Origin of the sequence: Aeromicrobium halocynthiae, assembly GCF_039531385.1 — a bacterium.
In the GTDB taxonomy this organism is placed as follows: Bacteria; Actinomycetota; Actinomycetes; order Propionibacteriales; family Nocardioidaceae; genus Aeromicrobium; species Aeromicrobium halocynthiae.
The window spans coordinates 537,436-556,254 of sequence record NZ_BAAAPY010000001.1; the positions used below are offsets into that span (position 1 = coordinate 537,436).

An 18,819-nucleotide genomic window follows, 5' to 3' on the forward strand; every position below is an offset into this window, starting at 1 on the left:
ATCAGCGATCCTTCGTCTCGTCGTGTCCGGTGACGTCGGCCTTGCCGTTCACGTCGGGCGCGTCGGCGAAGACCGAGTCCTCGTCGGGGTTGTGGATGAGCTCCAGCTCTGCGATCTCCGGGTGGTGCAGGTCGAACGCCGGGCTCTCGGAGCGGATGCGCGGCAGGGAGTGGAAGTTGTGCCGCGGCGGCGGCGATGAGGTCGCCCACTCCAAGGACCGGCCCCAGCCCCACGGGTCGTCGAGCTGCACGAGCGGCTTGGTTCGCGAGACCCAGACGTTGTAGAAGAACGGCAGGGTCGATGCTCCGAGCAGGAACGCACCGATCGAGGAGATCTCGTTGAGCGTCGTGAAGCCGTCGGTGGGCAGGTAGTCGGCGTAACGGCGCGGCATGCCCTCCACGCCGAGCCAGTGCTGCACCAGGAAGGTCATGTGGAAGCCCACGAACAGCAGCCAGAAGTGGATCTTGCCGAGCTTCTCGTCGAGCATCTTGCCCGTGAACTTCGGCCACCAGAAGTAGAAGCCGGCGAACATCGCGAACACGACGGTGCCGAAGACGACGTAGTGGAAGTGGGCCACGACGAAGTAGCTGTCGGAGAGGTGGAAGTCCAGGGCCGGCGAGGCCAGGATGACGCCCGTCAGGCCACCGAAGAGGAAGGTGACGAGGAAGCCGAGGGAGAACAGCATCGGGGTGTCGAAGGAGACGCTGCCACCCCATATCGTGCCGATCCAGTTGAAGAACTTCACGCCTGTCGGGATGGCGATGAGGAACGTCATGAAGCTGAAGAACGCGAGGTCGACGGCGCCGGTGACGAACATGTGGTGCGCCCACACCGCGACCGACAGCGCCGCGATCATCAGTGTGGCGGCCACCAGGCCGACGTAGCCGAAGATGGGCTTGCGGCTGAAGACCGGGAGGATCTCGGTCACGATGCCGAAGAACGGCAGCGCGATGATGTAGACCTCCGGGTGGCCGAAGAACCAGAACAGGTGCTGCCACAGGATCGGTCCGCCGGTGGCGGGGTCGAAGACGTTGGCCCCGAGCATCCGGTCCGCGGCGAGCGCCAACAGCGCTGCGGCGAAGATCGGGAACGCGATGATGACCAGCAGGCTGGTGACCAGGGTGTTCCAGACGAAGATCGGCATCCGGAACATCGTCATGCCGGGCACGCGCATGCAGAAGATCGTGGTGATGAAGTTGACCGCACCGAGGATCGTGCCGAGGCCCGCGAGCCACAGGCCCATGACCCACAGGTCACCGCCCATGCCGGGGCTGTGGACGCTGTCCGAGAGCGGGGCGTACGCGAACCACCCGAAGCTCGCCGCACCGCCGGGCACGAACAACCCGGCGACGACGATCGTGCCACCGAACAGGTACAGCCAGTAGCTGAACATGTTCAGGCGCGGGAAGGCGACGTCGGGCGCGCCGATCTGCAGGGGCATGATCACGTTCGCAAAGCCGAAGAACAGCGGCGTCGCGAACAGCAGCAGCATGATCGTGCCGTGCATCGTGAAGGCCTGGTTGTACGCCTCGTCGCTCAGCACCGAGGAACCGGGCTGCGCGAGGTGGGCGCGGATCGCGAGCGCCAGGATGCCGCCGACGATGAAGAAGAAGAACGACGTCACCAGGTACATGTTGCCGATCACCTTGTGATCGGTCGTCGTCAGCAGGATCACGGCGCGCTGGCCGAAGGAGGCCGAGCGGTCCGACCGGGGGGTCGCCTCGGTGCGCGACTCCTCGAAGGCAGTGCTGGTCGCCATCAGTCCTCAACTCCACTCTCGCTGTCGCCGAGGCCGGCGACGGTGTCCGCGCTGATCTGGCCTGCGGGCGAACCGGTCTGGCCGCGGGCCTGCAGGTCGCGCAGGTGGGCCTGGTACTCCTCGGGCGAGACCACGTTGACCCGGAAGATCATCCGGCTGTGGTAGAGCCCGCACAGCTCGGCGCACCGACCGGTGAAGGTGCCCTCGCGCGTCGGCGTCATGTCGAAGCGGTTCTTCTGCGGGCCCTCGCCGGGCACGACGTCCATCTTGAAGTAGAACTCCGGGATCCAGAAGGAGTGGATCACGTCGGGGCTGCGCAGCTCGAAGCGGACGGACTCGCCGACCGGGAGCGTGAGCTCGGGCAGGTTCTCGGTGTCGCCGAAGTCGAAGACGGGCTCGCCGTTGGTGGCCTCGGGCTCCAGGTAGTTGAACGTCCACTGCCACTTCGAGCCCACGACCTGGATGGTGTGGTCGGGGTTCTCGACGTCGGCGATGATCTCGTTCTGCGCCGTGACGGTGTGGAAGAAGAAGACGGCGACGATGACGATCGGTGCGATCGTGTACAGCGCCTCGATCGGCAGGTTGTAGCGCACCTGCGTGGGGATCTCGTCGTCGCTGCGACGGCGGTAGCGGACCGCGGCGTACATGATCAGCCCGAAGACGAGCAGGAAGATCACCAGGACGGCGATCCAGGTGCCGAGCCAGAGGTTCCAGACCGCGTCGCCGCGATCGCTCGCCGCCTGGGGCAGGGCGAGACGCATGATCTGGCTGTCGTCCATCTTGCCGCACGCGCTGAGCACGACGGCGGCCACGGCAAGGAGTACCGCGAGCTTTCTGCGACCCACGAGGCGCCTTTCTTCTCTGGGCGATCCGTTGTCCGGAGCACCGCCCGTTGACCAGGTCACTGTATCTTGAGGCGTGCCGTTCGGCTCAGGTGAGGGCACCCTTGCCTCGGCCCCCTGAAGGGGTGTCGTCACGGCAGGCTCAGCGCTGCGTCGACATCCTGCGCCGCGCTCTCGCCGTAGGCCCCGCGGATCCGGGCGACGAAGCCCTCCCGCGTGAGCGTGTACTCCTGGGTCCCCGTGGTCTCGACGACTCCGGCGGCGATCGTGCAACCGATCTGAGCGGCACGCTCGAGTCCGAGGCCGGCGGAGACACCGGCGAGGAACCCGGCGCGGAAGCTGTCGCCCACGCCCGTCGGGTCGACCGCCTCGACGTCGGGAACGGCCGCCACCTCGATGGGGTCGCCCTCGGCGGGGTAGACCGACACCCCGCCCTTGCCGCGGGTCACGACCCTGATGCCGACCCGGGACTGGACCTCCGCGGAGCTCCACCCGGTCTTCTTCTCGATCAGGGCCGCCTCGTAGTCGTTGCTGAACAGGTAGGCGGCGCCGTCGATCAGGTCGGCGATGAGCTCGCCGTCGGCCCACGCGAGCTGCTGCGACGGGTCGGCGGCGAAGGGGATCCCCTGCTCGCGGGCCGTACGCGTGTGACGCTGCATGCCGGCGGGGTCGTCGGGGCCGATCAGCAGCATGTCGATGGGACGGTCGGCGTGGATCGCCGCGACGTCGATGTGACGAGCCTCCGACATCGCACCGGGGTAGAACGTCACGATCTGGGCGTGGGCGTCGTCGGTCGTGATGGTGCACAGCGCCGTGTGGAGGGTCGGCGAGACGCGCAGGAGGCTGCAGTCGACGCCGGCGTCCTCGAGCCACGTCCGGTAGCCCTGGGCGGCGAAGTCGCTGCCGACGGAGGCGACGAGCGTGGGCCGGAGCCCCAGGGACCCGAGCGCGAAGCTGATGTTCGCCGCGCAACCGCCCCGGCGCACGTCGAGGTCCTCGACCAGGAACGACACGGCCAGCTTGTCGAGCTGGTCGGGCACGAGGGAGTCGGAGAACTTGCCGGAGAAGATCTGCAGGTGGTCCGTCGCGACGGACCCGGCGATGGCGAGGTGCACCCGCAGAACGATAGACGACGGCCTCCCGCCGGGGCGGGAGGCCGTCGTCGCTCGAGCGTCAGGGGTCAGTGGAAGGAGTCACCGCAGGCGCACGATCCCGTGGCCATGGGGTTGTCGATCGTGAAGCCCTGCTTCTCGATGGTGTCGACGAAGTCGATCGTCGCGCCGTGCAGGTACGGAAGGCTCATCCGGTCCACGACGACGTTCACGCCGTCGAAGTCGCGGATCTCGTCACCGTCGAGGGAGCGCTCGTCGAAGAAGAGCTGGTAGCGCAGGCCGGAGCAGCCACCGGGCTGCACGGCGATGCGCAGCGCGAGGTCGTCGCGTCCTTCCTGCGCCAGCAGGCTGCGCACCTTCTCGGCGGCACCGCCCGTGAGCGTGACGCCGTCGGCCGGCTTCTCGGTCTGGACTTCGGTGGTGCTGTCGACGCTCATGTCTTCTCCGTCGCTTCGGGGGTTACGTCCACGGGCGTCAACGTGCCCGTGCGCGAGTCTGTTCCCATCCTACGTGTCGTGACGAACGGTTCCACCCCACGCTCGCGTCGCGGTGTCACCGCGCCCACGTGCGCGCTACCCGCTCGGCCAGGTCGGCCAGGGCCGCCGCGGGGTCGAGGAGTGCTCGGTCGCGACCGAGGAGGTCGACGGTCCCGTAGGCGGACTCGACCCCCATCGCGCGCATCTCGCGAGACCCGACCGTCACCTCGCCGGCGAGCACGATGCAGGGTCGGGCCCGTGCTGCTGCGCAGGCCGCGACGCCGTGCACGACCTTGCCGGCGCGCGACGTGTGGTCGTAGCGGCCCTCGCCGGAGACCACCAGGTCGTGGGCCGCACAGGCCGCGTCGAGACCGACGACGTCACCGACGAGCTCGACACCCGGTCGCAGCTCGGCGCCGAGCAGGGCCAGCGCCAGCGCCTGCCCGCCGCCAGCCCCGGCGCCCTTGGCGTCGGCCACCCGTCGCTGAGACGGACTCGGCCCGCACAGGACGTCGACCCAGGCGTCGAGGACGCCGTCGACCTCCACGACGTCACCGTCGTCGAGCCCCAGGTCCGCGCCGGTGGCCCGCGTGGTGCCGAACATCCCCAGCAGCGGCAGGTCGACGTCGACCGCCGCGACGAGTCGCACCCCCTCGAGCCGGTCGAGCACGGGCTCCAGGTCGATGCGGCCGATGCCCCGCAAGGACCGGGGTCCCTGGTCGAGCGGGACGTCGGCGGTGGCACCGAGACCGGCCAGCAGACCCGCTCCCCCGTCGAGCGTCGCCGTGCCACCGAGACCGACGACGACCGTCGAGGCACCAGAGGAGACCGCGGCGTCGACGGCACGACCCACGCCGACGGAGGTCGAGCGCCACGGATCCGCGGCGGCGGCGAGCTGACGGCCGGTGGCTTCGGCGGCCTCGACGTAGGCGGCGCGCCCCGACCGGAGCACCGTCACCGGCGCGGCTCGACGCGCCAGGTCGGGGACCGTCAGGACGTCCACCTCCCCGCCCAGGACGGCGTGCACGGTCTGCGTGAATCCCGGGCCGCCGTCCGACATCGGCATCGCCACGAGGGCGTCGTCCGGCGAGGTCCGCTGCCAGCCGGCGGTGATCGCCCGCGCCGCCTCGGGGGCCGACAGGGTGCCGGAGAACGCGTCGGGCGCGACGAGCACCTTCATCGGCAGGTCCTGGACCGGCTCAGGCGTCGAGCCGCTGCTCGGTGGCCGCCAGCAGCACGCACGTGGCCAGGCCCTCCATCGCCGCGCGGAGGTCGGCCATGCTCGGGAAGGACGGCGCGATCCGGATGTTGCGGTCCCGGGGGTCGTGCCCATGGGGGAAGGAGGCGCCCGCCGGGGTCAGGGCGATGCCCGCCTCCTTGGCCAGGGCGACGACCCGTGAGGCCGTGCCGTCCGGGACGTCGAGGCTCACGAAGTAGCCGCCGGCCGGGTCCGTCCACGTCGCGACGTCGTGGCCCCCGAGCCGGTCCTGCAAGATCTCCTGGACCGCCGCGAACTTCGGGGCCAGGATCGCGCGGTGGCCGTCCATGTGGGCGTGGACGGCCTCGGCGTCCGGGAGGAGCCGGGCGTGGCGCAGGTGGTTCACCTTGTCCGGACCGATCGTGCGCTTGCCGATGAGGCCGGTGTACCAGGCGACGTTGTCGGCCGACGCGCCGAAGAAGCTCACCCCGGACCCGGCGAAGGTGATCTTGGAGGTGGACGCCAGGACGAACGGACGGTCGCCGTGACCGGCCCGCTCGCACAGCCCGAGGATGTCGGCGGTGGGCGTGCGCTCCTCGGTGAGGTGGTGCACGGCGTAGGCGTTGTCCCAGAAGATCCGGAAGTCGGGAGCGGCGGTCGGCATCTGCGCGAGCGCCGTGGCGACCTCGTCGCTCACGACCGCACCCGTCGGGTTGGCGTAGGTGGGCACGATCCACATGCCCTTCACGGCGGGGTCGGCGACCTCCCGCCGGACGGCCTCGACGTCGGGTCCGTCGTCGTGCATCTCGATCGCTCGCATCGTGATGCCGTACTGCTCGCAGATCGCGAAGTGGCGGTCGTAACCCGGCGCCGGGCACAGGAAGACGACCTCGTCCTCCTCGCCCCACGGGCGGGGCGACCCGACGACGCCCTTGAGCAGGCCGAAGACCACCAGGTCGTGCATGATCGCCAGGCTCGCGTTGTCACCGGCGACGACCTGCTCGGGCGGGACACCCATGAGCGGACCGAAGGTGGCGCGCAGGTCGGCGTTGCCGACCAGGCCCCCGTAGTTGCGGGTGTCGGTCCCGGCGGAGTCCCTGAAGTCCTGGCCGGGCTCCTCGAGCAGCGCCGAGGCGAGGTCGAGCTGGTCCGGCGAGGGCTTGCCGCGCGTGAGGTCGAGCGTCAGCCCCGCCTGCTGGAGCGCGGCGTAGGCCTGCTCCATCTCGGCGTGGAGGGTGCGGATCTCGTCGGCGCTTCGGCTCTGCAGGCTCACGCCGTCAGACTATCGGCCGCGTCGTCAGCGGGCCGTGTCGAGCCCGGGTGCTCCCCACAGGGCGAGCCAGCGCTCGAGGCGTTGCTCGATCGGCACGTCGCGCTCCGCGAGACTGCGCAGCTGGAGCTCCGCAGCGTTGTCGCGGCGCTGACCCGCGAGCGGGACGAACGGGTAGAAGGTGCCCTGCTTGAACAGGTAGACGAGAGCGGCGGGACCTCCGGCCGGCGTGGCGAGAAGGACCGTCGAGCACAGCAACGACGGCCCGTACCCGGCGTCGGCGAGCGCGGAGTTGGCGGCGTGCAGGTCGGTCACGAGCCCGGTGACGTCCGGACCGGGCCGCGTGACCGTGAGCCAGCGGTAGCCGTGGGCGTCGGTCGTGAGCGTGGTCCGCGCGGTGACGTCCGTGGCGATGACCTCGAGGACGCCGTCGACGACGGCGTCGTCGTGGGTGCCGTCGACGTCGCGGAAGCACACCGCCCCCTGTCCGGTGGCCGCGAACCCACCGGCCTGGAGCGTGATGGCCGCCTGCGGGAGCCCGAACAGGACGTCGAGGTCGGCCTGGGGCGGCTTGGTGCGCCCCAGCAGCGAGTCGAGCCAGCTCACATCGGCTCCGACAGCTCGGCGCCGACCTTCGCCAGGTTCTGCAGCCGCTGCTCCAGCGGCGGATGGGTGGACATGAGTGCGCCCATCGACTGACGGTTGATCGCCGGGGTGATGAAGAACGCGTTCATGGACTGCTTGTCGCGCAGGTCGTCGGTGGGGATGCGGCTCATCTCGCCACTGATCTTCGTGAGGGCCGAGGCGAGCTGGGAGGGTCGTCCCGTGAGGTAGGCGCCGCTGCGGTCGGCGCTGAGCTCGCGGTAGCGCGACAGGGCCCGCGTGAGCAGGTAGCTGACGAAGTAGACGACGACGCTGACGAGGAAGACCACGATGAACGGCGCACCGTTGCGGTTGCGCCCACCGAGGTAGAAGCCCCACCGGGTGATGAAGCCCGCGAGCAGACCGATGGACGACGCGACCGTCATCACCGAGACGTCGCGGTTCGCGATGTGGGCGAGCTCGTGCGCCAGCACGCCCTCCAGCTCCTCGGCGGTGAGCCGCTTCATGATGCCCGTCGTGACGCACACGGCGGAGTGGTTGGGGGTGCGGCCGGTGGCGAAGGCGTTCGGCATGTCCGTCTGCGCGACGGCCACCTTGGGCTTGGGCATGTCGGCCAGCACGCACAGCCGGTCGATCATGGCGTGCAGCTCGGGGGCCTGCTCGGGGGTGACGACCTTGGCGCCCATGGACTTCAGGGCGAGGGAGTCGGAGAAGTACCACTGCCCCAGCGACATCGCGAGCACGATGACGAGCCCGAAGGCGAAGTTCGTGGCGGAGATCAGCACGGCGCCGAAGACGACGTAGAGCAGCCCGAGCCCGAGTCCCACTCCCCCCATCCGCAGGCTCAGGCCGCGGTCACTGCGAAATCTGGTGCGGGCCATCGTCGGTCCCTCCGTCCAGCTCGGCGTCGAAGCGACGCTTCTCGATGTCCTCGATGCTCTCGCCCGGACGGGCGATGATCCCCTCGGCGACCAGCTCGTCGACGGCGTCGGCACGGGCCTCGAGCTCGCGCGTGTGTCGCTCGGCCTCGGCCATCTGCTGGTTGACCTGGCTCATCGAGGAGGTGATGCCGCTCCCGGCGCCGGTGACCTCCACCCGGGCGGTGGCCGCGGCATGCCGCGCGCGCAGGGTGTCCTTGCGCGTGCGGAAGTCCTCGATGGCGTCCTCCAAGGAGGTCGCGGCGTCGCCGAGCGCCGTCTCCTCGGCAGCGAGCGCGGCGTGCCGTTCCTGGAGGTCGGCGATGCCCGCCTCGAGGGTGACCTTGCGCCCGAGCACGGTCCGCGCCGCGGCGTCGTCACCGCGGGCGACGGCGTCGGCGGCCTGCTGGTCGAGCGCATCGGCCTGCGTCCGCATCTGTCGCAGCCGGACCTCGACGCGCTTGCGGCTCGTGGTCACGTCGGCCACGCCACGGCGGACCTGCTGCAGCTGCGCGAGCTGGCGCCGGTAGACGCCGTCGAGGTCCTCGGCGAGGTTCGCCTGGGCGCGAGCGCCGCGCTCGGCCCGGAACACGGCTCTGAGGCGCGCGGCGATACCCATGTCGCCAGGATACGGGGCCCGCGGGAGACCGGCGGCTGCCTAGTACCCTTGCCCCCGTGAGCGAGGAGAGCAGCAACGCCAAGGGCAAGCCGACCCCGAGTCGCAAGGAGGCCGAGCTCGCTCGCAAGAAGGCGATGAAGCAGCCGCTCTCTCGCCGCGAGCAGATGATGCGCGAGCGCGAGCGGCGCATGCGCGAGAAGCGCAAGACGCAGGAGGCCCTGCGCTCGGGCGGGAGCGACGACGCCTACCTCCCGCCGCGTGACCGTGGCCCGGTCAAGGCGCTGGTGCGCGACGTCGTCGACCGCCGCTTCAACGTCGCGGAGTACCTGCTCCCGATCCTGCTGCTCATCATCGTCCTGAACCTCCTCAACAGCACCGTCATCCAGGACCCGCAGGTCGACGCGTTCATCGTGCTGGCCTGGCTCGGTCTTGTGCTGCTGACGATCTTCGACGAGATCCGGATGGTGCGGGCGGTCAAGCAGGCCGTCGGCGACCGGTTCGGCGACGACGCCAAGCGCGGTACGACCGGCTACGCCGTCCTGCGCTCGACGCAGCTGCGTCGCTTCCGTCTGCCGAAGGTGCAGATCGCCCGCGGCGGGCCCCTTCGCGAGAGGTACTGAGCGAGAGGGCTCAGGCCGGGTGCAGCGACATCGGGCCGTAGACCTCGTCGGACCCGTCGAAGAGCCGCACCTGGTCCACGCCCTGCTCGAGCAGCTCGCCGAACGCCTCGCCCACCCACGACTCGGCGTCCGAACGGGTCTCGAACTCGGCGGAGCGCCCGGTCTCGCGTCCGTCGGCGGTCTCGTAGGTCCAGGTCCAGGCCATCGTCGTCTCCCTGTCTCGCTCAGGCGGTCGTGTTGTCCACGAACGGCGGTCTCACCACGATGAAGGGTTCCTGACGGCGCCGCACCTCGACCAGGACCTGGTCGCCCTCGCGCACCGAACGGTCCAGCAGCGCGAGACCGATGCCCTCGCGCAGCGTCGGCGAGAAGGTCCCCGAGGTGACCTCGCCGACCACCTCGGCGGTCTCGCCGTCGGCACCGACGGTCCGCACGGTCATGCCCGGTCGGGGAATCCCGCGCCCCTCGGCCCGGATGCCGCGCAGCAGGGGGCCGCTCCTGGCCTCGCGCTGGGCGACGAGGGCCTCCTTGCCCCAGAAGGTCTCCTTGTCCCAGCCCACGGCCCAGGCCGCGCGTGCCATGACGGGACTGATCTCCGCGGAGAGCTCGTGCCCGTGCAACGGGTAGCCCATCTCGGTGCGCAACGTGTCGCGGGCACCGAGACCGCAGGGCCGGATGCCGTGCTCGGCACCGGACTCCAGCACGGCGTCCCACACCGTCGCCGCCTCCTCCGCCCGCACGATCAGCTCGTACCCGCGCTCGCCCGTGTAGCCGGTGCGGCACACGATGGCCTCGACGCCTGCGACCCGTGACTCGACGAACGACATGTAGGCGTGGTCGACGGCGACGTCCATGGCGGCCAGGACGGCGTCGGCGGACGGACCCTGCAACGCCAGGACGGCGTACTCGCGGTGACGGTCGGTCACCTCGATGCCGGCGGGAGCCGCGGCACGCAGCCGCTGCACGACGCCCGCGGTGTTGGCGGCGTTGGGCACGAGGAGGACCTCGAACTCGCTGCGGACGTAGGCGATGAGGTCGTCGACCGTGCCGCCGCCTGCGTCGCAGCACAGCGTGTACTGCGCCTGCCCCGCACCGATGCGACGCAGGTCGTTGGTGAGGCAACCGTTGAGGAAGTCGATCGCGCCGCTGCCCTTGACGCTCGCCTTGCCGAGGTGGCTGACGTCGAACAGGCCGACCCGTTCGCGCACGGCGGCGTGCTCGGCGAGGACCCCGCCGTCGCCGGGGTACTCCAGCGGCATCGACCACCCACCGAACTCCGCCATCTTGGCACCGAGGGCCAGGTGCCGCTCGTGCAACGGCGAGTGCAGCAGGTCCATGACCCCCAACCTAGGGCATGGGTGCGCCACTACAGTGGCGGTCATGCTCGAGGTCACCGTCAGCACGTCCAAGCCCAGCACCGTCCGCGCCGACGCCCTCGTCCTCGGGGTGCGATCCGACGACGACGGCGCCGAGGTCTCCGAGGCTCTCGCCGCCGTCGGCTTCACCGGCAAGGAGGGTGAGACGGCCGTGTTCCCGGCCGGCGACTTCGGCAAGGTCCGCACCGTCGTCGCGGTGGGACTGCCGGCCGAGCCGACGGCCGAGCAGCTGCGCCGGGCCGCGGCGGTCGGGCTGCGCAAGGCCAGCGCCGCCAAGGCGTCCAGCGTCGCGATGGCGCTCCACCCGGCAGGGGTCGAGGAGGTCGGGGCGATCGCGGAGGGAGCGGGGCTCGGCGCCTATCGCTTCGACCGGTACAAGACGTCCGACGACGACTCGCGGACGAACATCGAGTCCGTCCAGGTGCTGACGCCGTTCGGCCGTCAGACGACCGCCACGGCAGCGGCCGAGCGGGCCGTCGTCGTCGCCCGAGCGGTCAACGCCGCCCGCGACTGGGTGAACACCGCGCCCGGCGACCTGCGCCCGCCGGCGTTCGCCGACGCCATCGCCGGTCTCGGCACCAAGGGCGTCGACGTCAGCGTGTGGGACGAGAAGCGCCTCGCCAAGGAGGGTTGTGGCGGACTCCTCGGCGTCGCGGCGGGTTCGGAGGTGCCGCCCCGCCTGGTGCGCATGACCTACTCCCCTGCCGGGGCGACGCAGCACCTGGCCCTCGTGGGCAAGGGCATCACCTTCGACTCCGGTGGACTGTCGATCAAGACCGGTCCCGGGATGCAGACCATGAAGATGGACATGGCCGGCGCGGCTGCCGTCGTCGCGGCGACCACCGCGATCGCCGAGCTGGGCCTCCCGGTCGCCGTCACCGCGTGGGCCTGCCTCGCCGAGAACATGCCCAGCGGGTCCGCCACACGCCCCGGTGACGTCCTCACGTTGCGCGGCGGACGCACCGTCGAGGTCCACAACACCGACGCCGAGGGACGCCTCGTCCTCGGCGACGGCCTGGCCCTCGCGGCGGAGTCCGACGCCGACCACGTCGTGGACGTCGCCACCTTGACGGGCGCCTGCCTGGTCGCCCTCGGCGAGCGCACGACCGGTGTGCTCGGCAACGACGACGACCTGCGCGAGCGGGTCCTCGGTGCCGCCGAGCTCGCGGGCGAGCCGATGTGGCCGCTGCCGATCCCCGAGGAGATCGGCAAGGCGGTCACCTCCTCGACGATCGCCGACGTCCGCCAGCACAATCCCAAGCCGTACGGCGGCACGCTCTACGCCGCTGCGTTCCTGCGCGAGTTCGTCGGCGAGAAGGCGTGGGCGCACCTCGACATCGCCGGTCCGGCGTGGAACGACGGAGGCGTCCGCGACTACACGCCGACCGGTGGTACGGGCGCTGCCGTGCGCACCCTCGTCCGCCTGGCCGAGGACCTCGCCGGCGCATGAGCCTCGCGTCCGGCACTGCGGAGGTCCTGCACCGCAGGCTCGCCGCGGAGCAGGCGGAGCGGCGGCTGCCGTCGGTGGCCGCGGCGCTGGTGCGCGACGGACGACGGGTGTGGTCCGCGGCGGTCGGCCACCCGTCCGGCCGGCCGGGGTCCACGGTCGCCGACACGGACACGCAGTACCGGATCGGCTCGCTGACGAAGACGTTCGTCGCCGTGCAGGTCATGCGGTTGAGGGACGAGGGCCTGATCGGTCTCGCCGACCCGATCCACCGCCACCTGCCCGACCTGGACCTCCCCGTCACGGTCGCCCAGCTGCTCAGCCACACGTCGGGTCTGCAGGCCGAGACCGACGGTCCGTGGTGGGAGCGGACGGCCGGTGACGACTGGTCGGCGCTGCGGTCCTCGTGCCGCCTGCTCCATGCGCCCGGCACGCGGTTCCACTACTCCAACGTGGGCTTCGGGGTGCTCGGCGAGCTCGTCGCGAGGCTGCGGGGGGCACCCTGGGCGGAGGTGGTGGCGGCGGAGGTCCTCGAGCCGCTCGACATGCGCCGCACGACGCCACGGCCGGTGTCGCCGACGGCGCCCGGCCTGGCGGTCCACCCGTTCGCCGACGTCCTGCACGACGAGCCGGAGCACGACGCGGTCGCGATGGCTCCCGCCGGTCAGCTGTGGTCGAGCGTCGACGACCTGTCCCGGTGGGCGGCCTTCGCCGCCGGCCACACCGCGGACGTGATCGACCCCGGGACCCTCGCCGAGTCGCAACGCGCCGTCGCCCTGTGGGACGACCCCACGAACGCATGGACCACGGCCCACGCCCTCGGCTGGCAGGTCAGCGTCAAGGACGGTCGACGCTTCGTCGGCCACGGCGGCTCGATGCCCGGGTTCCTGGCCCAGCTGCGGGTCGACGTCGAGTCCGGCGACGGCGTGGTGGTCCTCGCCAACGCGACCTCCGGGCTGGGTCCGCTCGCGGCCGACCTCCTCGCGCTGCTCGCCGAGCGGGAGCCGGCGGCCGTGACACCGTGGACGGCCTCGCGCGACCACCGGGACGACCTCGACCTGCTCGGGGACTGGTTCTGGGGCACCGCGCGCTTCCCGCTCACCCGACGCGGCGAGCACCTCGTGCTCGGCGAGCCGGGTGTCGGTCGCGGCGCCCGGTTCGAGCGCGACGGCGACGCCTGGCGGGGGCTGGAGGGCTACTACAGCGGGGAGCGCCTCGTGGTCCACCGCGACGGTGCGGGCGTCGCACGGCGCCTGGAGCTGGCGTCCTTCGTCTTCACGCGGACGCCCTACGACCCCGCCGGCGAGGTCCCGGGCGGCACGGACGGCGGCTGGTCGTGAGCCTGTGGCACGACTACACGCGAGCTCGTCCCGAGCACGTCGGCGAGGAACCGGCGCGCGGCCCGTTCGGCGACTCCCCCGCGCTGGCCGACGAGCTGCTCGCGCTCGTCGTGGCCGGTGTCAAGCGCGCCACGTCCGGGCCTCCCGACCCTGCCGACCCCGTGCGCGTCGGCGGACCGGCCGACTGGACTGCGTCGACGACGAGTTCGCCCACGACGAGGGCGAGGACGACCGCACCCGCGCGTCGTGGTTGCGCGAGCACCGACGGTACGTGCGTCGCGTGCTCGGCCGCCGTGACGACGCCGATGTCGACGGCGTCGAAATCGTCTTCGAGCGGTTCGCGGTCGTGTGGCCGCCGGAGGTCGCCGATCCGCTCACGTGAGCCCGAGGGTCTCCGCGGCTGACTCCACCTGGTCCCACTCGGTCCTGTCCCCGCCACGACGGTCGGGGTGAGAGCGCACGCGCGCCTGCTTCCACCACTGACGCAGCGTCTGCTCGTCGGGTCGGCCGGGGGCCGTCGACTCCACGCCTGCGGAGACCTGCAGCGTCACGATCGCGTCACGCTCGGCCGACGACAGCGGACGGCCGGCGGACGGCCGGGACGCACGACCGGCAGGGCCGGTCCCTGCGGAGGTGCCGGACTGCCGCGCCTTCTGCCGGACCGCGTAGTCACGCATGCGCTGCGGGTACCCGGTGCGGTTGGCGTCGTAGATCGGTATGGCGGCCTTGCGGGCGAAGTCGGCGGCGGCCTTCGGCGAGGCGACCCGGCGGCGCAGGGACTCGCCGTCGGAGGCGACGAGCACCACGGTCGTCTCCGAGACCGTCGTGCGTGGCTCGACGTAGGCCTCCACGCCGCGTCGCGAGGCGACCCAGTCACGCATCGTCGCCAGGTCGTCGCGGGTCGCGCGACGGTCTCCGGTGCCTCGTCGTCGGCCGAACAGTGCCATGCGCACAGTGTGCCGGACCCCCGGTCGCAGCCCTTCTCGTCCCTACTCGCGAGTCGCTCACCCGGGTGGTGGGACCCACCACCCTGGTGACAAGATGACAGGAGACCATCCACGAGGAGGAACAGTGGCCGACGGCGCTGCGGACAACACTTTCGACATCGTCATCCTGGGGGGCGGCAGCGGCGGGTACGCGTGCGCACTGCGAGCGGTCCAGCTCGGCCTGAGCGTCGCGCTCGTGGAGAAGGGCAAGCTCGGCGGCACCTGCCTGCACAACGGCTGCATCCCCACCAAGGCCCTCCTGCACGCCGCCGAGGTCGCCGACAACACACGTGAGTCCGAGACCTTCGGCGTCAAGGCCTCCTTCGAGGGCATCGACATGCCGGCGGTCAACACGTACAAGGACGGCGTCATCGAGCGCCTCTACAAGGGTCTGCAGGGACTCATCAAGTCCGGTGGGATCACCGTCGTCGAGGGTGAGGGCAAGGTCGTCTCCGCCGAGGGCGGCGGCGGCACCGTCGAGGTCGACGGCACCCGCTACACCGGCAGGAACCTCGTGCTGGCGACCGGCTCGTACCCGCGCACCCTGCCCGGTCTGGAGATCGGCGGCCGGGTCGTGACCAGCGACGAGGCCCTCGGCATGAGCGAGGTCCCGGACAGCGTCGTCATCATCGGCGGCAGCGTGATCGGCGTGGAGTTCGCGTCGGTCTGGCGCTCCTTCGGCTCCGAGGTCACCATCGTCGAGGCGCTGCCGAATCTCGTCCCGCTGGAGGACCCCGCTCTCTCCAAGCTCCTCGAGCGCGCCTTCCGCAAGCGCAAGATCGCCTTCAAGACCGGCACCAAGTTCACCGGCGTCGAGCAGACCGACAACGGCGTCACCGTCTCGCTGGAGAACGGCGACACCCTCGAGACCGACCTCGTCCTCGTGGCGGTCGGACGCGGACCCCGGTCCGAGGGCCTCGGCTTCGAGGAGGCCGGCATCACGGTCGACCGCGGCTGGGTCCCCACCGACGAGCGGCTGCGCACGAACGTCGACGGCGTCTTCGCCGTGGGCGACCTCGTCCCCGGCCTCCAGCTGGCGCACCGCGGCTTCGCCCACGGCATCTTCGTGGCCGAGGAGATCGCGGGTCTGGACCCGATGCCCGTCGTCGACTCCGGCATCCCGCGCGTCACCTACTGCGAGCCCGAGGTCGCCTCGGTCGGTCTCACCGAGCCGCAGGCCAAGGAGAAGTACGGCGAGGTCGAGACGGTCGAGTACAACCTCGGCGGCAACGGCAAGAGCCAGATCCTCGCCACGGCCGGCGTCGTGAAGCTCGTGCGGGAGAAGGACGGACCCATCGTCGGCGTCCACATGATCGGCTCGCGCTTCGGCGAGCAGATCGGCGAGGGCTCGCTCATCGTCAACTGGGAGGCCTACCCCGAGGACGTCGCCCAGTTCATCCACGCCCACCCCACGCAGAACGAGTCCCTGGGCGAGGCCGCACTGGCCCTCGCCGGCAAGCCCCTGCACTCCCACGCCTGAGACGAAGGACCCACCATGGCAACCGAAGTCACCCTTCCCGAGCTCGGCGAGAGCGTCACCGAGGGCACCGTCACCCAGTGGCTCAAGAGCGTCGGCGACACCGTCGAGGTCGACGAGCCCCTCCTGGAGATCTCCACCGACAAGGTCGACACCGAGATCCCCTCCCCCGTCGCCGGCACCCTGCTGGAGATCAAGGCCGACGAGGACGAGACCGTCGAGGTCGGCGCCGTGCTGGCGCTGATCGGCGACGCCGACGAGTCCGGCGCCGACTCAGGCGACGACGAGGCCCCCGCCGAGCCGGAGGAGACCACCGACACCGAGGTCGAGGAGTCCGAGGCCGACGGTGACGCCAGCGGTCCGGCGACCGACGCCGACCACGGCGCCGACGAGGAGGGTGAGGTCCGCAACGCCGAGGGCGAGGAACCGCACCTGGAGACGAAGAGCACCGGCTCCGGCACCGCCGTCACGCTGCCCGAGCTCGGCGAGAGCGTCACCGAGGGCACCGTCACCCAGTGGCTCAAGAGCGTCGGCGACACCGTCGAGGTCGACGAGCCCCTCCTGGAGATCTCCACCGACAAGGTCGACACCGAGATCCCCTCCCCCGTCGCCGGCACCCTGCTGGAGATCAAGGCCGACGAGGACGAGACCGTCGAGGTCGGCGCCGAGCTGGCCATCATCGGCGACCCCGACTCCGCGGACTCCGGATCAGGTTCCGACGACTCCGCCGGCGAGGATGCTGGGCAGAAGCCGTCCGAGCCCGAGGGCGACCCGGCTCAAGACCCCGACCAGGCCGAGGCCGTCGAGGAGGCTGCGGAGCAGGAGAAGCAGGCACCGTCGCAGGAGGCAGCCCAGTCCTCGAGCGGCCAGTCCTCGAGCAGCCAGTCCTCGAGCAGCGAGTCCTCCTCCAACGGCACGGGCTCGGCCACGCAGGGCGGCGGCGACACCTACGTCACCCCGATCGTGCGCAAGCTGGCCAAGCAGCACGGCGTCGACCTCGACAGCCTGAGCGGCAGTGGCGTCGGTGGGCGCATCCGCAAGCAGGACGTCCTCGACGCCGCCGAGAAGGCCAAGGGGGCTGCGTCCGAGACGCAGACCTCCGCACCGCAGCAGTCCGCTCCGTCGTCGGCCCCGGCCGAGGAGTCGCCGCTGCGCGGCAAGACCGAGAAGCTGAGCCGCCTGCGCAAGATCATCTCCTCGCGCATGGTGGAGTCGCTGCAGACCTCGGCCCAGCTCACGCAGGTGCACGAGGTCGACGTCACCGAGGTCGCGCGTCTGCGCGCCAAGCACAAGGACGCGTTCGCCGAGCGCGAGGGCGTCAAGCTGACGTTCCTGCCGTTCTTCGCCAAGGCCGCGATCGAGGCGCTCAAGGCCCACCCGAAGGTCAACGCCCAGCTCGACCTCGACGAGGGCACCGTGACCTACCCGGCCGGTGAGCACCTCGGCATCGCGGTCGACACCGAGAAGGGCCTGATCGTCCCGACCATCAAGGACGCCGGCGACCTCTCGATCGCCGGACTGGCTCGCAAGATCGCCGACTCCGCCGAGCGGACCCGGACGAACAAGATCGGTCCGGACGAGCTGTCGGGCGCGACCTTCACGATCACCAACCTCGGCAGCAACGGTGCCCTCTTCGACACGCCGATCATCAACCAGCCGCAGGTCGCGATCCTCGGCGTCGGTGCGGTCGTCAAGCGTCCGGTGGTCATCACCGACGCGAACGGCAGCGACAGCATCGCGGTGCGCAGCATGGTCTACCTGGCCCTGACCTACGACCACCGCATCGTCGACGGTGCCGACGCGGGACGGTTCCTGACCTCGGTCAAGGAGCGGCTGCAGGGCGGCGGCTTCGAGTCCGAGCTCGGGTCCTGAGCCGCTGATGCACGTCGTCGTCGCCGGCGCGTCCGGCTTCCTCGGGACCGCTCTCGTGGCACACCTGCGCGAGCAGGGTCACGAGGTCACCCGGCTGGTGCGCGGCGAGGCGACGTCGGCGGACGCGTCCTCCTGGGACCCGGCCGCGGGACGGATCGACGGCACGCTCGTCGGGCGGGCCGACGCGGTCGTCAACCTCTCCGGCGCCTCGATCGCCCGGTGGCCGCGCACCGAGAAGTACAAGCGGGTGCTGTGGGACTCGCGGGTCGACTCCACGACGACGATCGTCAAGGCGATCGTCCAGGCCGACACCGGCACCGCGCTGTTGTCCTCCTCGGCCATGGGCATCTACGGCAGCGAGCGCGGGCAGGAGCGGCTGAGCGAGGACGCCGCGCAGGGCGACGGCTTCCTGGCCGACCTGTGCCGAGCATGGGAAGGGGCGACGACCCCGGCCAGGGAGGCCGGGCACCGGGTCGTCTTCCTGCGCACCGGACTGCCGCTGCACCGTGACGGCGGCATGCTCAAGCCCTTGCTCCCGGCGTTCAAGGCCGGGCTCGGCGCCCGGCTCGGCGACGGCCGCCAGCTGATGTCGGTCCTGGCGCTGCACGACTGGGTCCGGGCGGTGACGCACCTGCTCGAGCACGACGACCTGAGCGGGCCGTTCAACCTCTCGCTGCCCGAGCCGGTCACGAACGCCGCCTTCACCGACGCGGTCGGGGACGCGCTCTCGCGTCCCACCGTCCTCGTGGCGCCGCGGTTCGCCCTGCGGACCGTGCTGGGCGCGCTCGCCGACGACCTGCTCGGGTCGGTCGGCATGGTGCCGCAGTCGCTGCTCGACTCCGGCTTCCGCTTCGAGCACGCCGACCTCCACAGCACGGTGCGTGCCGCCGTCGCCTGACCCGTCC

The 18,819-nt window shown here is 71.2% G+C and carries 18 protein-coding genes; 6 read left to right on the forward strand and 12 right to left on the reverse strand.

Annotated elements, in window-relative coordinates:
• Nucleotide 1 precedes the first annotated feature (1 nt).
• The 9 genes from ctaD to ABD213_RS02650 all read right to left on the reverse strand — a co-directional run bounded on the left by ctaD (nt 2) and on the right by ABD213_RS02650 (nt 8,796).
• On the reverse strand, nt 2–1,759 hold the full coding sequence (ctaD, locus tag ABD213_RS02610) for an aa3-type cytochrome oxidase subunit I (RefSeq protein ID WP_344323917.1): 1,758 nt from the start codon (nt 1,757–1,759) through the stop codon (nt 2–4).
• The gene (gene ctaC / locus ABD213_RS02615) at nt 1,759–2,604 is read right to left on the reverse strand and encodes an aa3-type cytochrome oxidase subunit II (RefSeq protein ID WP_344323919.1); all 846 of its coding nucleotides are present in this window, start codon (nt 2,602–2,604) and stop codon (nt 1,759–1,761) included. Before ctaC ends, ctaD begins: the two co-directional genes overlap by 1 nt.
• 128 nt (nt 2,605–2,732) lie before the next feature.
• Entirely contained in the window at nt 2,733–3,716 is a 984-nt protein-coding gene (locus ABD213_RS02620; RefSeq protein WP_344323921.1) for a carbohydrate kinase family protein, read from the reverse strand.
• Nucleotides 3,717–3,781: 65 nt separating this feature from the next.
• On the reverse strand, nt 3,782–4,150 hold the full coding sequence (locus ABD213_RS02625) for a HesB/IscA family protein (RefSeq protein WP_344323923.1): 369 nt from the start codon (nt 4,148–4,150) through the stop codon (nt 3,782–3,784).
• Nucleotides 4,151–4,265: 115 nt separating this feature from the next.
• Nucleotides 4,266–5,369: a glycerate kinase gene (locus ABD213_RS02630; protein ID WP_344323925.1), complete on the reverse strand. Its 1,104-nt coding sequence runs from the start codon at nt 5,367–5,369 to the stop codon at nt 4,266–4,268.
• A 19-nt stretch (nt 5,370–5,388) separates the two neighbouring features.
• Nucleotides 5,389–6,660 carry an aspartate aminotransferase type Ic gene (locus tag ABD213_RS02635; protein WP_344323927.1) on the reverse strand — a complete coding sequence of 424 codons (1,272 nt, stop codon included), beginning with the start codon at nt 6,658–6,660 and terminating at the stop codon, nt 5,389–5,391.
• 24 nt (nt 6,661–6,684) lie between these two features.
• Nucleotides 6,685–7,263 (reverse strand): PspA-associated protein PspAB, encoded by a 579-nt coding sequence (gene pspAB / locus ABD213_RS02640; protein ID WP_344323930.1) that lies wholly within the window; start codon nt 7,261–7,263, stop codon nt 6,685–6,687.
• Nucleotides 7,260–8,141 (reverse strand): zinc metalloprotease HtpX, encoded by an 882-nt coding sequence (gene htpX, locus ABD213_RS02645; RefSeq protein WP_344323932.1) that lies wholly within the window; start codon nt 8,139–8,141, stop codon nt 7,260–7,262. The genes pspAB and htpX overlap by 4 nt, the downstream gene beginning before the upstream one ends.
• Nucleotides 8,116–8,796 carry a PspA/IM30 family protein gene (locus ABD213_RS02650; RefSeq protein ID WP_344323934.1) on the reverse strand — a complete coding sequence of 227 codons (681 nt, stop codon included), beginning with the start codon at nt 8,794–8,796 and terminating at the stop codon, nt 8,116–8,118. The genes htpX and ABD213_RS02650 overlap by 26 nt, the downstream gene beginning before the upstream one ends.
• Nucleotides 8,797–8,852: 56 nt before the next feature.
• Here ABD213_RS02650 and ABD213_RS02655 point away from each other — a divergent pair, with 56 nt between their 5' ends.
• On the forward strand, nt 8,853–9,416 hold the full coding sequence (locus ABD213_RS02655) for a DUF3043 domain-containing protein (RefSeq protein ID WP_344323936.1): 564 nt from the start codon (nt 8,853–8,855) through the stop codon (nt 9,414–9,416).
• 10 nt (nt 9,417–9,426) lie between these two features.
• On the opposite strand, the gene ABD213_RS02660 is transcribed toward ABD213_RS02655, so the two are convergent.
• The gene (locus ABD213_RS02660; RefSeq protein WP_344323938.1) at nt 9,427–9,621 is read right to left on the reverse strand and encodes a hypothetical protein; all 195 of its coding nucleotides are present in this window, start codon (nt 9,619–9,621) and stop codon (nt 9,427–9,429) included.
• Between the two features lie 19 nt (nt 9,622–9,640).
• Entirely contained in the window at nt 9,641–10,753 is a 1,113-nt protein-coding gene (gcvT, locus tag ABD213_RS02665; RefSeq protein ID WP_344323940.1) for a glycine cleavage system aminomethyltransferase GcvT, read from the reverse strand.
• A gap of 43 nt (nt 10,754–10,796) precedes the next feature.
• On the opposite strand from gcvT, the gene ABD213_RS02670 reads away from it, so the two are divergent.
• Together ABD213_RS02670 and ABD213_RS02675 are read left to right on the forward strand one after the other, a co-directional pair.
• Complete coding sequence (locus tag ABD213_RS02670) at nt 10,797–12,242, forward strand: leucyl aminopeptidase (protein WP_344323943.1); 1,446 nt, start codon at nt 10,797–10,799, stop codon at nt 12,240–12,242.
• On the forward strand, nt 12,239–13,579 hold the full coding sequence (locus ABD213_RS02675) for a serine hydrolase domain-containing protein (protein WP_344323945.1): 1,341 nt from the start codon (nt 12,239–12,241) through the stop codon (nt 13,577–13,579). The genes ABD213_RS02670 and ABD213_RS02675 overlap by 4 nt, the downstream gene beginning before the upstream one ends.
• 374 nt (nt 13,580–13,953) lie before the next feature.
• On the opposite strand, the gene ABD213_RS02680 is transcribed toward ABD213_RS02675, so the two are convergent.
• Nucleotides 13,954–14,526 carry a hypothetical protein gene (locus ABD213_RS02680; RefSeq protein ID WP_344323947.1) on the reverse strand — a complete coding sequence of 191 codons (573 nt, stop codon included), beginning with the start codon at nt 14,524–14,526 and terminating at the stop codon, nt 13,954–13,956.
• 124 nt (nt 14,527–14,650) lie between these two features.
• On the opposite strand from ABD213_RS02680, the gene lpdA reads away from it, so the two are divergent.
• Genes lpdA through ABD213_RS02695 form a run of 3 tightly spaced genes read left to right on the forward strand, consistent with a single transcriptional unit; the run spans nt 14,651 to nt 18,812 of the window.
• The gene (lpdA, locus tag ABD213_RS02685) at nt 14,651–16,045 is read left to right on the forward strand and encodes a dihydrolipoyl dehydrogenase (RefSeq protein WP_344323949.1); all 1,395 of its coding nucleotides are present in this window, start codon (nt 14,651–14,653) and stop codon (nt 16,043–16,045) included.
• 15 nt (nt 16,046–16,060) lie between these two features.
• Nucleotides 16,061–17,914, forward strand: a complete 1,854-nt coding sequence (sucB, locus tag ABD213_RS02690; protein WP_344323951.1) for a 2-oxoglutarate dehydrogenase, E2 component, dihydrolipoamide succinyltransferase — start codon at nt 16,061–16,063, stop codon at nt 17,912–17,914.
• A gap of 7 nt (nt 17,915–17,921) precedes the next feature.
• The gene (locus tag ABD213_RS02695) at nt 17,922–18,812 is read left to right on the forward strand and encodes a TIGR01777 family oxidoreductase (RefSeq protein WP_344323955.1); all 891 of its coding nucleotides are present in this window, start codon (nt 17,922–17,924) and stop codon (nt 18,810–18,812) included.
• Nucleotides 18,813–18,819 lie beyond the last annotated feature (7 nt).

Excerpts from the sequence above, each read along its gene's own strand:
- ABD213_RS02650 (WP_344323934.1), bottom strand. The coding sequence starts at position 8,796 with ATGGGTATCGCCGCGCGCCTCAGAGCCGTGTTCCGGGCCGAGCGCGGC.
- gcvT (WP_344323940.1), bottom strand. The coding sequence starts at position 10,753 with ATGGACCTGCTGCACTCGCCGTTGCACGAGCGGCACCTGGCCCTCGGT.
- ABD213_RS02695 (WP_344323955.1), top strand. The coding sequence starts at position 17,922 with ATGCACGTCGTCGTCGCCGGCGCGTCCGGCTTCCTCGGGACCGCTCTC.
- ABD213_RS02675 (WP_344323945.1), top strand. The coding sequence starts at position 12,239 with ATGAGCCTCGCGTCCGGCACTGCGGAGGTCCTGCACCGCAGGCTCGCC.
- ABD213_RS02660 (WP_344323938.1), bottom strand. The coding sequence starts at position 9,621 with ATGGCCTGGACCTGGACCTACGAGACCGCCGACGGACGCGAGACCGGG.
- ABD213_RS02630 (WP_344323925.1), bottom strand. The coding sequence starts at position 5,369 with ATGAAGGTGCTCGTCGCGCCCGACGCGTTCTCCGGCACCCTGTCGGCC.
- sucB (WP_344323951.1), top strand. The coding sequence starts at position 16,061 with ATGGCAACCGAAGTCACCCTTCCCGAGCTCGGCGAGAGCGTCACCGAG.
- ABD213_RS02670 (WP_344323943.1), top strand. The coding sequence starts at position 10,797 with ATGCTCGAGGTCACCGTCAGCACGTCCAAGCCCAGCACCGTCCGCGCC.
- ctaD (WP_344323917.1), bottom strand. The coding sequence starts at position 1,759 with ATGGCGACCAGCACTGCCTTCGAGGAGTCGCGCACCGAGGCGACCCCC.
- htpX (WP_344323932.1), bottom strand. The coding sequence starts at position 8,141 with ATGGCCCGCACCAGATTTCGCAGTGACCGCGGCCTGAGCCTGCGGATG.
- ABD213_RS02680 (WP_344323947.1), bottom strand. The coding sequence starts at position 14,526 with ATGGCACTGTTCGGCCGACGACGAGGCACCGGAGACCGTCGCGCGACC.
- ABD213_RS02625 (WP_344323923.1), bottom strand. The coding sequence starts at position 4,150 with ATGAGCGTCGACAGCACCACCGAAGTCCAGACCGAGAAGCCGGCCGAC.